This is a genomic window from Actinophytocola sp. (genome assembly GCF_009379765.1).
Lineage (GTDB): Bacteria > Actinomycetota > Actinomycetes > Mycobacteriales > Pseudonocardiaceae > Actinophytocola.
Genome location: NZ_WHTD01000094.1, coordinates 1 through 15116, shown reverse-complemented (window position 1 = coordinate 15116; position 15116 = coordinate 1). Strand labels below are relative to the sequence as shown.

The window sequence follows — 15116 nt, the reverse complement described above, 5'->3', positions numbered from 1 at the left end:
TCCCACCGGTCCCACGGCGCTCAGCCGGAGGTCATCGGTCGTGGGCCCGGGGTCCGCACCGGGAACCCGTACTTGTGCTTGCGCTCGTACTCGGGCATGTCCACCACGCCGAGCAGCCGGCCGATGTTCTTGCCGAGGATCAGCTCCACCTCCTTGTCGGTGAAGGTGACGCCGTACTTCGCCGCCCGCTCGGGCAATGCGCGCCACCAGTCGACGATCCAGCCCATTCCCTTGCCCTCGTAGAGCTTCTCGCCGTGCATCGACGGCCCGCAGTTGTTGTCGGTGCCGAACACGATCCGGTGGGCACCGACGACCTGGCGGGCCCGATCCAGCATCGAGATCACCGTCTCCTCGTTGTTGATCGCGTTGATGAACCCGCGTTGCAACGGCGCGAACGACGGATAGATCCACGCGTCGAACTGCAGGTAGACGTTCAGGGACGCGACCGACAGCATCAGACACTGCTCGAACCACGAGGGAATGGGGAACCCGACATGGAAGATGATGACGTTGAGGTCCGGAAAGTCGACCAGCACGTCACCGATGTGCAACGGCTCGTTGAACCGCGTTCGGCACGTCGTCCATTCCATGTTGGTACAGATGGCCACCGGGATGCCCCATTCCTGGCAGCGCTCGTAGTAGGGATACAGCATCCGGTCGGATGGGTAGTAGCCCAGGTGCGGCATCACCTTGTAGCCCTTGAGCCCGTAGTCCTTGATCGCCCGCTCGAAGTCGACCAGTGCGTTGGGACGGCGCGCGTCACCACCGGCGAACCCGAACAGCCGGTTCGGGTGGAGACCCTGCAGATCGGCGATGCCGCGATGGATCTGGTCCAGGCTCATCGGCTGGTCCTGCCCGACCGCCAGGCCGTAGTCGGACGGGATCAGCACGGCGCCGTCGAGACCGCCCTGATCCAGTGTGGAGATCGTGTACCTTCCGTCCGGATCGGACATCCGTTCCTCGACGCGCGCCATGAAGGAGTCCGGATCGCGGTCGTAGGGCGGCCCACCGCTGTACGCCCACAGCATCGACAGAATGCGCCGATAACGCTCGGGTAGGTTCTCGTTTCCCTCGCGCCCCAACAACACGTGCATATGCGAGTCGATGATCATGGACGGCACCTTCGCGTATCGGGTCGGCGACATTCGGGCGTGTAGCACGACCGCTGTCGATGGCCAGGCTCTTCCAAGCTAGTGAATGAACGTTCAGGTGTCAAGGCGTGCGACCAGACCGCACGCGGGTCGCGAGCTAGGCAAGTATCTTGGCGCGCAACGACTTCAGCACTTCCTCGGGCAGCAGTGGCATACGGGAGACCGTGCCGCCGAGATGGGCGACGGCGTCCTGCACAGCCGCCGCGATCGCCGCGGGCGCCCCGATCGTGCCGGACTCCCCCAGACCCTTGATGCCGCGCCAGGTGTGCGGAGACGGGGAGACGAGGTGGGCGACCTCGATGTCGGGCACCTCGCTGGCGGTCGGCAGCAGGTAGTCCATGAACGTGGTGGTGGTGATCTCGCCGCCGTCGTCGTAGGCCAGGCGCTCGGTGAGAGCGCCACCGAGCCCTTGCACCATGCCGCCGATGAACTGCCCGTCGACGACCATCGGGTTGATCACGGTGCCGCAGTCCTCCACGCCGGCGATGCGCAACACCCTGACCCCGCCGGTGCCCGGATCGACCTCGACGACCGCGACGATGCAGGCGTTGCCGTAGGTGGCGGACGGGTCGTAGAACCGCGTCGCGGTGAAGTTCGGCTCCGCCTCCACGGCACGCAGGTCCGACCGCTGGTATGCCTGCCGCACGACCTCCGCGACGGTGATCGAGACGCCCGGCACGCCGGGAACCGAGATGACACCCCGCTCGACCGCCAGGTCGGCGGCGTCCGCCTCGAGTAGCTCCGCCGCGACCCGCAGTATCTTGCTCCGGACCTCTCGCGCGGCCAGGCCCGAGGCGCCGCCGCTGATCACCGCGACCCGGCTCGCCCGGGTGCCGGCCAGGCTGATCGGCGCGGCATCGGTGTCGGAGTACGCGACGCGCACGTCCTCCAGCGCCACACCCAGCGCGTCGGCGGTGACCTGCGCCAGCGTGGTCTCGATGCCCTGGCCCTGCGACGGCGTGCCGACTGCGACCGTCACCTTTCCCGACATGTCCACCGAGACCCTGGCCGAGTCGTTCGACGGGAACGAGTGCCAGCCGATCTGGTCCATGCCCTCCGAGCCCCAGCCGGTCGGCTCGACGTACGGGCTCACCCCCAACCCGAGGAGTCGCCCCTGGGCACGGGCGCGCCGCTGCTCGTCGACGAACGCGTCGTACTCGCACATCTCCCGAATCCGGTCCAGCGACTCGATATAGCTGCCGCTGTCGTAGACCAGGCCCGAGCAGGACCGGTACGGGAAGTCCTCGCGCCGCACCATGTTGCGCCGCCGCAGCTCCAGCCGGTCGATGCCGAGCCCGCGCGCCGCCTCGTCGATGAGCAGCTCCCGCGCGGCCTGCGCGGCGACGAAGCCGACCCCCCGGTAGGGCGCCACCGGTGACTTGTTGGTGAGCCCCGTCAGCACGTGGTAGCCATAGTGGTCCAGCCGGTAGACGCCGGGCAGCCCGCGGGCGGTGATGTAGGGCTCGATGAGCGCGCTCGCGCTGTTGAACGAGTAGGCCCCGGCGTCGCCGACGACGTCCGCGCGCATGGCCAGGAAGGTGCCCTCGTCATCGGTGGCGAGCGCCAGGTCGATCCGCTGCCCGCGGCCGTGCGGCGCCGCTATCAGGTTCTCCCGACGGTCCTCCACCCACTTCACCGGCACCGCCAGCCGCATGGCGGCCAGCGCGATCGCGATCTCCTCCGGGTGGGCCGCGATCTTCTGGCCGAAGCCGCCGCCGACGTCGTGCATGTGCACGCGCACCCGGTTCTCCGCGAGGCCGCCGGCGAGCGCGACCCGGCGGCGCAGCAGGTGCGGGGACTGCGTGGAGCACCACAGATCCAGCTCGGCCGAGGTCGGGTCGTATCGCGCGAGCGCACCGCGGCACTCCATCGGCGCCGCCGCCGCGCGCTCCATCGTGAACTGCTTGCGGAAGACGTGCGGCGCCTGCCCGAACACCCGGTCCGGGTCACCGAAGGTCTCCCCGCGGTCGTAGATCACGTCGTCGGGCAGCTCCGCCACGATCGGTACGTGACCCGCGGGCCGCTGCCCCGCTCGGGTCACCGCGGGCAGTGGCTCGTACTCGACGTCGACGAGTTCCGCCGCGTCTTCCGCGACGTACCGGTCGTCGGCCACCACGATCGCCACCGCCTCGCCGACGAACCGGACCTTCTCCCTGGCCAACACCGGTTGAGGTGTCTTGGCCAACCCCGGGATCCAGTTGCCGTCCACCAGGGTGGCCGCCGGGAGGTCGTCCGCGGTCAGCACCGCGACCACGCCGGGAACCGCCAGCGCACGGGTGGTGTCCACGGACGTCACCAGCGCGTGGCTCGGCAGGGCGCGCACGAACGCGGCGTGCTTCATCCTCGGGAGCACGATGTCGGCGAGGTAGCGGCCGCGGCCGGTCAGCAGCCGGCCGTCCTCCACGCGGTGGACGCTCGCCCCGACGTAGTCACCGGTCTCGGCTCCCGTCGCCCCGGTCATCGCACCCACTCCTCGTCCGCGCGCCGGACCGCCGAGACGATGCCCTGGTAACCGGTGCACCGGCAGAGGTTGCCGGACAGTGCCGCACGGATCTCGGCGTCCTGCGGTCCGCGCACGTCTCGCAGGTACTCGTGGACAGTCAGCAAGAAACCCGGTGTGCAGAACCCACACTGCAGGCCGTGACATTCCCGGAACGCCTGCTGAATCGGATGCAGCTCACCGCCCGCGCCCTCGAGCCCTTCCACGGTGGTCACCTCCGTCCCGTCCAGCTGCGGGGCGTAAAGGATGCACGACCGCGTCGAGCGGCCGTCGACCAGCACGGTGCACGCCCCGCAGACCCCGTGTTCGCACCCGAGGTGCGTGCCGGTCAGCTCGAGCTCGTCGCGCAGGAAGTCCGCGGCCGTGGTACGCGCGGGGACCGATCGCCGATAGCGCTCGCCGTTGACCGTGACCGTCACCGTGACCTCGTCGTGCGCTTCCATCAGCTCTCCTCCGCTCGGTCCGCGGCGCGGTGCAGTGCCCGGACGGTCAACACTTCGACGAGATGGCGCCGGTAGTCGGCGGAGGCGAGCAGGTCCGACGGGGGGTCACCGGCCGCTGCCGCGGCGGCGGCCGCCGCCGCGGCGAACGCCCGTTCGGTGGCGGGCTGCCCGACCAGTACGGCCTCCGCCTCGGCGAGGCGCCGCGGCACGTCGGCGATTCCGGAGTAGACCAGCCCGGCCGACGCGACGGTCCCGTCGTCGGCCAGCCGCACGGTTGCCGCGACACCCACGATCGCGAAGTCCCCGTGCCGGGGTGCGAACTCCTGCCAGGCCGACCCCGTCCGCGGGGCGGGCTTGGGCAGGCGGACGGCGGTCAGGAGCTCCTCCGGAGCCAGCGCGGTGGTGAAGTAGCCCAGAAAGAAGTCCGCCGCCGCGACCACCCGGGTGCCTCCCCGGCTCACCGCGATCAGCTCCGCATCCACGGCCACGGCGACGGCGGGCAGCTCGGCGGCCGGGTCGGCGTGGGTGAGGCTGCCACCGACGGTGCCCCGGTTGCGGATCGTCCGGTGCGCCACAAACGGGAGCGCGTCGCGCATGAGCGGGCAACCGGCGGCCACGACCGGTGATCGCTCGGCGTCGCGCTGGCGAGTCATCGCGCCGAGGGTGATCGACCCGCCGCCGTCCGCGGGAGCGGGCGCGAGGCCGCCGACCCCGTTCACGTCCACGACCACCGACGGCGTGGCCAGCCGCAGGTTGAGCAGCGGGCCCAGGCTCTGGCCACCGGCCAGCACCTTGGCCTCGTCGCCGTGCCGCTCCAGCAGGTCAACGGTCTCCTCGACGGTCCTCGGCGCGGCATAGCGGAATGCGGCCGGCTTCATCGCGGACCTCCTGATGACCTCACGACGACATCCCCGACGCTCCTCGACGGGCCGCGGGATCTACTTCGGACAGCCGCCCCTTCGGGCCGAGATACGCCTCGACCACGTCCTCGCGGCTCAACGTCTCGCGCGGCTCCCCGAGAGCGAGCAGCTCACCCCGGTGCAGCACCGCGATCCGGTCCGCGAGGTCCAGTACGAACTGGACGTTGTGCTCGACCAGGACCGCGGTGCAGCCGTCGTCGCGCAGCCCGTCGACGACCTCGTGCAGCCGCTCGACCTCCTCGTCGTTGAGTCCGCTGGTCGGCTCGTCGAGCAGCAGCAGTCTCGGCCGGCCCAGCAGCGCCCGCGCGATGTCCACCATCTTGAGCTGCCCGTGCGACAACGACCGCAGCTCCTCGTCGAGCAGGCGCGACGGCAGCCCAACCCGGTCGAGCGCCGCGCGGAACCCGGACTCCACCCGCGCCCGCGTGCTCATCGCGTGGAACGGGCGGAACACCGACCGTACCCAGGACCGTGGATCGTGCTGGTAGTACCCGAACGCGAGCAGGTCTCGAACAAGGGTCGCCGGCAGGGCCTGCGGGTTCTGGAAGGTGCGGCGCATGCCGATGCGCGTTCGTTGGTGCGCGCGCCATCGGGTCACGTCGGTGCCGGCGACGCGGACCGTGCCGGCGGCCGGCGGCACGAAGCCGGACACCGCGTTGAGCAACGTCGTCTTACCGGAGCCGTTGGGGCCGACGAGGACGAACACCTCCTCCGCAGCGATCTCCAGGTCGAGCCCCTCGAGCGCGGCCACGCCGCCGAAGAGCACGCGCAGGCCGTGCACCTCGACGGCGGGCGCCGACACGGACGCGGTCACTGGCGTCGCTCCCTTCGCGCTATCGCGGCGACGACACGCCGCCCAGTGCCGGCGAGGCCAGCGAGTCCTCTCGGCACGAACACGAGGATCACCATGATGCCCAGTCCGTAGACGAGTGGGCCGACCGTCGTGAGCGTGAGCAACCCCTGTGACAGGTAGGTCAGCATGATCGCCGCCAAGACCGTACCTCCGTTGGAGCCCGCGCCGCCGATCACGACGATCAGCAGCAACAGCAGTGCCTTGTCCACGCCGAAGTCACCCGGCCCGAGGAACTGCAGCGCCTCGGCGAACAGGGCACCCGCGACACCGGCGAACGCGCCGCCGGCCGCCGAGGCCAGCACGCGCTGCCGGGGAACGTCCACACCGCACGCCATCGCCAGCTGCGGGTCGGCTCCCGCGGCCGCGGCGCCGGACCCGAAGCGGCTGGCGCGCATCGCGTTCGCCACGTACCAGCCGATGAACAGCGCCACGATCGACACCGTCGCGACCGCGTCCGAACTGGACATGTCGACTCCGGCGAGCGACAGCGGAGGGATGCCGACCAGCCCGTTGTATCCGCCGGTGAGCTGCTCCTCGTTGATCATGACCAGCAGTGCCGCCTCCGCCACCCCCAGGGTCACCAGGATGAAGTAGTGCGACCCGACGCGCAGCGCGGCGAGGCCAGCGAACGCGGAGAGCAACGCGGACGCCACCGCCGCCGCCGGCAGCGCCGCCAGGAACGAGAAGTCCAGCCGCACCATCAGCAGGGCGCTGGTGTAGCCGCCGAAGGCCATCACCGCGGCCTGCGCGACCGACAGCAGACCCGCGACGCCGAAGATGATGTTGAGCCCGAGGGCGGCGAGCGCGTAGATGGCCATCAGCGCGACGAGGAACAGCTCGGCGGTCGTCCGGGCGGCGAACTGCACGCACAGCAGCGCGACGGCCAGACCGACCGGATACCACAGCGGCTTGGTCATCATCAGGCGAGGCGACATACTCCGAGTGGCCATCACGATCACACCGTTCGGGCCGTGGCGCCGGACTCACCGAGGAGACCCTGCGGACGGATCAGCAGAACCACGACGAGTAGGCAGAACGCCACCGCGTCCTTGTAGTCGGGAGTCAGGTACAGGACCGCCAGGTTCTCGGCGACCGCCAGGAACATGCCACCGAACAGCGCACCGAGGGGGCTGCCCAGCCCCCCGATGACCGCGGCGGTGAACCCGGCGATGCCCAGCGGCAGCCCCATGGTCGGGGTGAGCCCTTGATCCGGGCCGACGAGCCCGCCGGCGATCGCGGCGAGCGCGCCGGACATCACGAACGACAGGAAGAACAGCCGTGCGGCGCTGATGCCCAGCAGTGCGGCCACGTCGCGGTCGCGGGCCACCGTGCGCATCCCGCGGCCGACCTTGGTGCGTTCCAGCAGCCACACCAGACCGGCGATCAGCAGCAGCCCCACCAGCAGGTTGATCCCCTGGCTGGGGGACACCCGGACGCCGAGGACGACGGCTGTGTCCGCCGAGGTCATCCTGGGCAGCACCAGCGCGACCGGTCCCCAGATGAGCTGGATGACGCTCTGGATGGTGACCGACAGGCCGACCGTGCTCATGATCGCGAAGACGATCCCGTGCTTGTAGAGCGGCCGCAACGCCAACCGTTCGACCACGCCCATCGTCAGGCCGACCAACGCCGCGCTGACCAACATCGCGACCGGTAGCGGCGCGCCGAGCGTCCACAGCCAGAGGCAGAGGTAGGCGCCGAGGGCGACCAGGTCGCCCTGGGCGAAGTTGATCACGCCGGTGGTGCGGTAGGTGAGGCTGAACCCGACGCCGACGAGCCCGTAGATCGAGCCTGCCGCCAGACCACTCACCACGGCCTGCAGTGCCAGTGAACTCAACGCACTCGCCCTCCGCTGGTCCGGACCTCGTCGAAAGAGCCGCGCCGCCCGCCGCCCTGCACCGTCCTAGCAGGACTCGCTGTCGTCCTCGAGCATCGTCGGCTTGCCGTCGCGGACGGTGCCGACCATCACGGTGGGACACTGTGGATCTCCGGTGTCGGTGAACCGCAGCGTCACCATCCCGTCCACATCGAACTCGAGGTCGCCGATCGCGTCGTTGAGCGTCGCCCCGGTCACCTCGCCGGAGATGTTCTTCATCGCGTTGATCACGGTCACCGCGGACAGGTAGTACATGTATCCCTCGGTGTCCGGCTCCTCGTTGAACGCGCTGCGCCACCTGTCGACGAAGGGCGCGAACCGGTCGACCCCGGCCAGGAACGGGGCGTAGAAGACCGAACCCTCCACCGCGTCCGGTGCGGTCGTCAGGGACGAGGTGTAGGAGACCGACTGGTTCGAGCACAGCTGCGCGTCGACACCGAGCTGGCGCATCTGGAACGCGAGCCTTGCCGGGTCCGGGTCGTAGCCCATCACGCACACGGCGTCCACATCGGCCGCCTTGATCCGCTGGACCTCCCCGGAGAAGTCGGTCGCGCCGACCGTGTAGGTCAACGTCACGACCGGCGGGATGCCGGCCTTCGTCAACCCGTCGACGATGGTCTGGCCTTCGGCCTGGCCGAAACCGGTCGTGTCGTGCGCGACGGCCACCCGCTGGTGACCCTTGTCCTTCAGGTAGCGGGCCAGGTTCGCGTTGAGCACCGCGTCGCTCGCCGGCTGACGCCAGACGAACTTGTTGCCGCTGCCGGTGATCTCCGGCGCGTACGCCTGGGTGATCAGTGGAACCTTCTGCGCCTGCGCCAGCTGCATGGTCGCGGTCACGTCGCCGCTGCAGGTGGGTCCGATCAGCGCGACGACGCCGTTGCCCAACGCTTGGCGCACCGAGCTCACCGCCGCCGCCGGCTGGCACTTCTCGTCGAACTTCGCCACCTCGAGCTTGCGCCCGTTGACGGTGTCGCCGTACTTCTCCGTCGCCAGCTGCCAGGCGTGGTCGGCGTCCTTGCCGTACTTCGCCACCACACCGGAGTACGGAACGACGAAACCGATCTTCACGCTTCCCTGGTCCGCCTCCCCGATCGTCCCGCAGGAGGTGATCGAAGCGGTCAACGCCAGCGCCGCCAGCGAAGCTCCGAACGCGTTGGCTCTCATTGGTCCCGCCACCTTTCCCAGACCATCACGCCGCCCGGCACGGTGCGATTCATCCTCGTTGCAGCCCCAGATATCCGCGTTCGATCTCCACGACGGCATCGGCGCCGCCGTGGTCGTACCCCGTGAAGAGACCACCGTCGAGGACGAAGGCCGAGTCCGCGATCTCCAACGCCATGTGGGCGTTCTGCTCGATCAGCAGCACCGCGCGGCCGTGCCGGCGAAACTCCGACACCACGTCGAGGACCTGGTAGGCCACACTGGGCGCGAGACCGGTCAGGGGCTCGTCGAGCAACAGCACCCGCGCCGGCGACATCAGCGCCCGCGCCGCGGCGACCAGCTGCTGCTGCCCACCGCTGAGGTTGGACGCCTCCCGATTCAGCCACCCGCCGACGACCGGGAACAGGTCCAACACCTCCGCCAACCGGCGCGCGACCGCACGCCGGGACGTGACGTAGCCGCCCACCAGCAGGTTCTCCCGGACCGTCAGACCCCTGATCATGCGGCGACCTTCCGGCACGTGGGCAAGCCCCGCGGCGACGCGGCGGGTCGGGGACATCCGGGTGATGTCCTCGTCGCGGAGCCAGATCCGGCCGGCCCGTGCCGGCACGAGGCCCGACATGCAGCGCAGCAGCGTCGTCTTCCCCGCCCCGTTGCGACCGAGCACCGCGACGATCTCGCCCGGCTTCACGGCGAGCGAGACCCCGCGGAGGATCGTCGCTCCGGCGTAACCGGCGACGAGTTCGTCCACACGCAACGCCGCGGTGTCCTCACCTCGCGGAGCAGGCGGATCGTCTTGCGGCCTCATGCGCATAGCAAAACGAATGAACGTTCAGTTGTCAATGAATTCCGGCCGGAGATCCGCGGCGACATCGCCGTAACCCTCCGGAACCCGTAGGTCAGATCGCCCGCATCCCCCCGTCGACCGGGATCGCGGCACCGGTGACCCAGCTCGCGAGCGGTGAGCCGAGATAGGCGACGGCACCGGCGATGTCTCCCGGCCGGCCGAGACGTCCCTGGCTTATGTGCCGCTCCAACCACCGCACGTCCTCGTCCGAACGGGCACCCCTGGTGCGCTCTGTGTCGACGTGACCGACGAGCAACGCGTTGACCCGCACCTGTGGTGCCCACTCGATCGCCATCGTCTGGGTGAGGTTCACGACGGCCGCCTTCGCGGCGGAGTACGCACCGAACCCCGGCATCGGGGTACGCACCACGACCGAGGAGATGTTGACGATCGACCCGCCGCCCTCGCGCAGCAACGGAACGGCCGCGCGAGAACAGGAGAAGGTGGTCACCACGTTCGCGTGCAACGCGTTCAGCACGTCGTCCTCGGTGAGCTCGAGCAGCGGCCCGCGGCGGAAGTCCGTGCCGAAGCTCCCGCCAACGTTGTTGACCAGGATGTCGATCCCACCGAAACACTGGCCCGCGCGCGCGGCCAGGGTGTCGGCATCGGCGGCCACGCGCAGATCGCACTGGACACCCACGGCCTCCCCGCCGGCGCCGTTGATCTCGTCGACAGCGTCGCGCAGCGGGTCCGCCCGGCGCGCGGCGACCACGATCCGGCAACCGAACGAAGCGAGTCCCACCGCGATCGCCCTGCCGATGCCCTGGCTACCCCCGGTCACGACGGCGACACGACCACGCAGGCCGAGTGGATCGGTTGAGGTTGCGAAGAACGAGTGCGGCACGTGGCCAGGTTAGGTACATACCGACACCGTCCGCAATGAACAGTTCGGCGACGCCGGGAGGTCGCCGGCCAGGGAGGCACGAACGGCCCATTGACCGGTGAATGATCGGTCAGTAGCGTCAAAGCCGCGTCATTGCTTGGAACCGGGTGCAGCGGACAGTCCCGCACCGTGAGCAGACCGACACGCGCATGTGGACGGTCCCAGTCGGCTGGCCGCGCTGACGCAAGGAGGTGCATCGACCGATGCGGACCGCGGACATCATCAGCCCCTTCGAGCAGTCCGACCTCGTCCGGGACGGCGACGGTCTGCTGTGGTTCGGCGATCTGCCGCGGACCTATCCCGCCGTCCTCGAGGAGATCGTGCGGGCACGCCCGTCGACCGTCGCGGTCGTCGACAGCGACGACACGGCGGTGACCTACGAACAGCTGTGGGACCGGGCACTGCGGGTGGCCGGCGGGCTACGCGATGCCGGGGTCGCGCCCGGCGATCGCGTGGCCATCGACCTCGGCAACTCGCTGCCGTGGGTGGAGACCTTCCTCGGCACGCTGCTCGCGGGTGGTGTCGCCGTCCCGGTCGACCAGCGCGCGAACCGGCGGGCACAGCAGGCGGTGCTGGCCGACGCCGACCCGAGACTGGTCGTCGACCCAGGCACACCAGCACCGATCGGAACACCGTTTCGCGCCGGCGCCACCGCCGCGGACCTGGCCCAGATGCTCTACACCAGCGGTACCACCGGCGAGCCGAAGGGGGTGATGATCAGCCAGCGGAACCTGGCCGCCCTCGGCGAGATCACCCGCCGGGTGATGGCCGTCGACATGGCCTCCGAACACCGGATCCGCAACGTGGTGGCCATTCCGCTCTGTCATGCCGCGGGCTGCAACGCCCAGCTGCTGCCGACGCTCGCCCTCGGCGGCACGGTGCTGCTGACGCGGTCCACGAGCGCAGGCCACATCATCGATGTGGCACGCCGGCACCGGGCGGACACCATCCTCGCCGTTCCCGCCGTGTACCAACTGCTCACCCAGCGCGAGCCGGCGGCGTTGAGCGCGCTGACCTCCCTGCAACGGGTGTACTACGGCGCCGCGCCGATCGCCGAGTCGCTGATCAGCCGACTGCGCACCCTGCTCCCGCACGCACGGCTCGGCAACGCCTACGGCATGACCGAGATCAACAACATCGCGCTGTTCCTGCCGGACGAGATGGCCCAGAGTCACCACGACAGTGTGGGCTTTCCCGTTCCCGGCGTGGAGGTGGCCATCGGAGATCCGGACGCGAACGGCCACGGCGAGCTGTTCCTGCGCGGGCCCAACATGGCTCTGGGTTACTGGCGCAAACCGGAACTCACCGCGGAGACCTTCCGCACCGGCTGGGTCCGTTCCGGCGACATCGCCACTGTGGACACACAGGGGCTGGTATACATCCGGGACCGGATCAAGGATGTCATCAACCGGGGTGGGGAGAAGATCTTCACCGTCGAGGTGGAGAACACGCTGCTCAGCCACCCGGACATCGACGAGGCCGCCGTCATCCCGGTCGCCGACGAGGTGATGGGCGAGAAGGTCGGCGCCATCGTGGTGCTACGCCCCGATCGTGACCTGACCGAGTCGGCCGTACTCGCGCACGTCACCCACCTGCTGCCGAGGTACTGCGTGCCGGAGCGACTCGTCCTGCGAACGAAACCGTTGCCGCGGGGCGGTTCCGGCAAGATCCTGAAGGCACAGCTACGCCGCGAGCTCGGGTGGCACGGCTGACGCGGCACTCCCCCGCGGACGCCTTCGCACGGGATCGCAGAGTCGTGGTGTCCGCCAGCTTCACCGGGTTTCTCTGCTATTTCGCCATGTTGCCCGCCGTGCCGGTGGTGACGCAGGCCGCCGTCCCATGGCTCATCGCCCGAGTTCCACGGGTTCGTGTGTTCGCGGCGGGCATCCTGCTCGTGGGCACACCCGCTCCGCTGTACGCACTGAGCGACGGTGTCGCCTTCGGCATGAGTGTCACCGTGGCTCGCGGCGTCGGTTTCGGGCTCTTCGCGACGTTGGGGACCGCACTGGTGATCGACTACACCACCGAGGCCAGACGGGCATGCAGCTCGGCGCGTACGGCCTTGCCACCTCGCTGGCCGCGGTGCTGGGCCCGCCGATCTCGCTCTGGTTGGCGAGCACGCACCGGGACACCGTGCTGTACGGCGGGGTGTTCGTCGCGGCGGCGGGGGTGATGTTCGTCCGGTGGGGACTGCGCCACCAGGGTGACCGGGTGCGCCCCTGAGCCGGTCAGCTCGCCGACGTAGGCGCCTTCGGGTGGTCGTACTGGTGGCGGTAGACGATGCCGGCGAACGGCACGGTGTTGCATGCCTCGACGAACCTGTCGTACGCGGTGAGGAACTCGTCCTCCGCCGCGTAGTCGAAGGGGTCGCTGAGCTGGCGCTCCTCCTCCCCGCCCGGCTCCGGTGGGTTCGCCAGGTACCAGTTCACCGTGCGTTCGATCGCTTCGGGAAAGTCGACCAGGTCGCGGTACCCGAGCTCGCGTTTCATCTTGTCCATGTCGATGAGCAGGTGCTCAGTGGGTGGCGGGGTACCGTCCTGGCCCCAGCGCAGGCTCCGCCCGATTCCCCAGTACCAGGCCGGGTATCCCACCGAGGCCGGAAAGTTCACCAGCTCGACCTCGACGCCCAGTACCGCGGCCATCGCACGCACCCGGTCCGCGTCCGACGGGGTGTGCTCGTCCACCACGCTGTACATCTGTCCTGCCGACCTGTCGGGATGGTCCACGGTCAGCAACACCGCGTGCGCAGCGTTGTCCACATAGCACCGACTCTCCAGTGTCAGTCCGGCGTCGAGGACGGGCAGCCTGCGGCGCCCGTCCCGCAGGCGACGGATGATCGACCACTCGCGCGGCGCGAGCTGCCGCGGCCCGTAGAGGTTGGGATAACGCAGATGGGTCAGGTTGAAGATGCCGGCGTTGTGTGCGGCGAGCAGGTCCTGCTCGGCCTCGACGATCTTGCGGTAGATCTTGTGGTCGAGATCCCGAGGGGAGTCTTCGGTCGCGGGCTGGGAGAGCGGCGTGCGGTAGATCGTGCCACCGACCGTGATCAGCCGCGTGGTCCGTCCCTTGAGGACTTCCGGCAGCAGGCGCAGCCGGCCGTAGGTCGCGATGACGACATCGAACCGGCGGTCCCCGATGCCACTGGCCAGCGTCTCGGCGAAGTGTGCGTCGACGTGGATGTGTTCCAGCTTGTCCGGCCCGACCTCGTCCACCTCGTGCTTGCCGCTGTGCAGCATGACCGGCCGGTAGCCCCGTTCCCGCAGACCTTGGATGATGGGTGGCCCGGTGGGGCCGGTGCCGCCGATGACCAGAGCCGTCTTCTCCACGTCGCATCCCTTCGAGTCCCCCGCGTAACGGCGGGATGGCGGCAGCCGACACGTTCACCCTACTGAATGAACGTTCATTGTCAATGCTGGACCCGTCACACGCCGGCGTCGGCCGCCGGTCACCGGTCACGGCAAGTGCGGCAGTTTCCGCTGCCGAGATCGGCGGACCACGGCGGTCACACGAGGAACTCCTTCTCCCGCGTCCGGCTGCCGTCGACCAGGTTCCGCCACGCCGCCACGCGAGACTCCGCACCCTCGCAGACCATCACCATCGGCAGGTCGGAGGCGGCCACGAGGGAGGCGAACCGGTCCGGTGGCTCCTCGAAGCGCTGCAGCAGCGACCGCGCCGAGATCGCGTGATACCAGTAGTCCACCTCGATCAGGTCACCGGTTGACCACCACGGCTGTCGGCAGTGTGGACAGCACCTCACAGCCGGTCTCGGTCACGATCGCGGTCTCGCTGACGCCCACCCCGAACTCGCCGGGCAACCGCGGGGCCGGCGGCATGTGCACCACCATGCCCGCCTCGAGCAGGCGCTCGTCACCAGCCGTGAGGTCGAAGAGATGGCCTCGTTCCAAGTGGACATTCCCACCCCGACGCTGTACCCGAGCCGCTTGCGGAAGTGATCGGTGTGGCCCCGATCGTCGATCACCCGTTGCGCGGCCATGTGTACGTGGCCGGAGTCACGCCGGGACGCAGCGCCTCGATCGCGGCCGCGAGTGCCAGCTCGCAGGTCTCGTGCTGCTCCAGTGCCTTGTCGCTCGCGTGGCCGATCACCGCGGTGCGCATGAGGGGAGCGAATAGCGGAAGTAGGACGCACCCACCACCCCGCGCAGGTCACGATGCCCTCGTGGTGCCCAAGGGTGGACATCGACAAGGACCGCTCGCGGCAATGGCGCGAGCAGTTGCTCGCTGACGTGGCGAACCGGGGCGGAATCTGGGCCTGCGGCCACTTCCCGCCGCCCAGCATGGGCTCGATCAGCACCGACCAGGGCACCCGGCGCTGGGAGCCGTGCGGCTAGCCGGGTATTCCGCACATGGGGGTTGATCAACTCGAGTTGGTTGTCGGGTGCGGTACTTGATCATCTTAGGGTGGTGGGGTCGACGCCGAGTAGATCCAGGAGCCGGGCCTGAAGTGGTGAGGGTTGGGGGATG

General features: G+C 69.5%; 17 protein-coding genes. 3 read left to right on the top strand and 14 right to left on the bottom strand.

Annotated features, from left to right (window positions below; all coding sequences use genetic code 11):
* Positions 1-20 precede the first annotated feature (20 nt).
* From GEV28_RS25840 to GEV28_RS25795, 10 genes are all read right to left on the bottom strand, one after another.
* The gene (locus GEV28_RS25840; protein WP_291414819.1) at positions 21-1112 is read right to left on the bottom strand and encodes an amidohydrolase family protein; all 1092 of its coding nucleotides are present in this window, start codon (positions 1110-1112) and stop codon (positions 21-23) included.
* 136 nt (positions 1113-1248) lie between these two features.
* Positions 1249-3612, bottom strand: coding sequence for a xanthine dehydrogenase family protein molybdopterin-binding subunit (locus GEV28_RS25835; RefSeq protein ID WP_291414818.1), 2364 nt, complete (start codon positions 3610-3612; stop codon positions 1249-1251).
* Positions 3609-4094, bottom strand: a complete 486-nt coding sequence (locus GEV28_RS25830; protein WP_291414817.1) for a (2Fe-2S)-binding protein — start codon at positions 4092-4094, stop codon at positions 3609-3611. Before GEV28_RS25830 ends, GEV28_RS25835 begins: the two co-directional genes overlap by 4 nt.
* Complete coding sequence (locus GEV28_RS25825) at positions 4094-4972, bottom strand: FAD binding domain-containing protein (RefSeq protein ID WP_291414816.1); 879 nt, start codon at positions 4970-4972, stop codon at positions 4094-4096. The genes GEV28_RS25830 and GEV28_RS25825 overlap by 1 nt, the downstream gene beginning before the upstream one ends.
* A gap of 19 nt (positions 4973-4991) precedes the next feature.
* The gene (locus GEV28_RS25820) at positions 4992-5828 is read right to left on the bottom strand and encodes an ABC transporter ATP-binding protein (RefSeq protein ID WP_291414815.1); all 837 of its coding nucleotides are present in this window, start codon (positions 5826-5828) and stop codon (positions 4992-4994) included.
* Positions 5825-6787 (bottom strand): branched-chain amino acid ABC transporter permease, encoded by a 963-nt coding sequence (locus tag GEV28_RS25815; protein ID WP_291414814.1) that lies wholly within the window; start codon positions 6785-6787, stop codon positions 5825-5827. Before GEV28_RS25815 ends, GEV28_RS25820 begins: the two co-directional genes overlap by 4 nt.
* Positions 6788-6822: 35 nt before the next feature.
* Positions 6823-7704 (bottom strand): branched-chain amino acid ABC transporter permease, encoded by an 882-nt coding sequence (locus GEV28_RS25810; RefSeq protein ID WP_291414813.1) that lies wholly within the window; start codon positions 7702-7704, stop codon positions 6823-6825.
* Positions 7705-7770: 66 nt separating this feature from the next.
* Positions 7771-8907 (bottom strand): ABC transporter substrate-binding protein, encoded by a 1137-nt coding sequence (locus GEV28_RS25805; RefSeq protein ID WP_291414812.1) that lies wholly within the window; start codon positions 8905-8907, stop codon positions 7771-7773.
* 49 nt (positions 8908-8956) lie between these two features.
* Entirely contained in the window at positions 8957-9712 is a 756-nt protein-coding gene (locus GEV28_RS25800; RefSeq protein WP_291414811.1) for an ABC transporter ATP-binding protein, read from the bottom strand.
* A 91-nt stretch (positions 9713-9803) separates the two neighbouring features.
* Positions 9804-10532 (bottom strand): SDR family NAD(P)-dependent oxidoreductase, encoded by a 729-nt coding sequence (locus GEV28_RS25795; protein ID WP_291414810.1) that lies wholly within the window; start codon positions 10530-10532, stop codon positions 9804-9806.
* Between the two features lie 305 nt (positions 10533-10837).
* On the opposite strand from GEV28_RS25795, the gene GEV28_RS25790 reads away from it, so the two are divergent.
* Positions 10838-12346, top strand: a complete 1509-nt coding sequence (locus GEV28_RS25790; RefSeq protein ID WP_291414809.1) for a class I adenylate-forming enzyme family protein — start codon at positions 10838-10840, stop codon at positions 12344-12346.
* Between the two features lie 328 nt (positions 12347-12674).
* The gene (locus GEV28_RS25785; RefSeq protein WP_291414808.1) at positions 12675-12857 is read left to right on the top strand and encodes a hypothetical protein; all 183 of its coding nucleotides are present in this window, start codon (positions 12675-12677) and stop codon (positions 12855-12857) included.
* Positions 12858-12862: 5 nt separating this feature from the next.
* Here GEV28_RS25785 and GEV28_RS25780 read toward each other — a convergent pair whose 3' ends face one another.
* From GEV28_RS25780 to GEV28_RS25765, 4 genes are all read right to left on the bottom strand, one after another.
* Positions 12863-13960, bottom strand: coding sequence for an NAD(P)-dependent oxidoreductase (locus GEV28_RS25780; RefSeq protein ID WP_291414807.1), 1098 nt, complete (start codon positions 13958-13960; stop codon positions 12863-12865).
* A 176-nt stretch (positions 13961-14136) separates the two neighbouring features.
* Positions 14137-14334, bottom strand: a complete 198-nt coding sequence (locus tag GEV28_RS25775; RefSeq protein WP_291414806.1) for a hypothetical protein — start codon at positions 14332-14334, stop codon at positions 14137-14139.
* 10 nt (positions 14335-14344) lie between these two features.
* Positions 14345-14539 (bottom strand): hypothetical protein, encoded by a 195-nt coding sequence (locus GEV28_RS25770; protein WP_291414805.1) that lies wholly within the window; start codon positions 14537-14539, stop codon positions 14345-14347.
* Positions 14540-14609: 70 nt separating this feature from the next.
* Entirely contained in the window at positions 14610-14750 is a 141-nt protein-coding gene (locus tag GEV28_RS25765) for a hypothetical protein (RefSeq protein WP_291414804.1), read from the bottom strand.
* Between the two features lie 74 nt (positions 14751-14824).
* Between GEV28_RS25765 and GEV28_RS25760 the strand changes: the two genes are divergently transcribed.
* Positions 14825-14983: a hypothetical protein gene (locus GEV28_RS25760; protein WP_291414803.1), complete on the top strand. Its 159-nt coding sequence runs from the start codon at positions 14825-14827 to the stop codon at positions 14981-14983.
* Positions 14984-15116 lie beyond the last annotated feature (133 nt).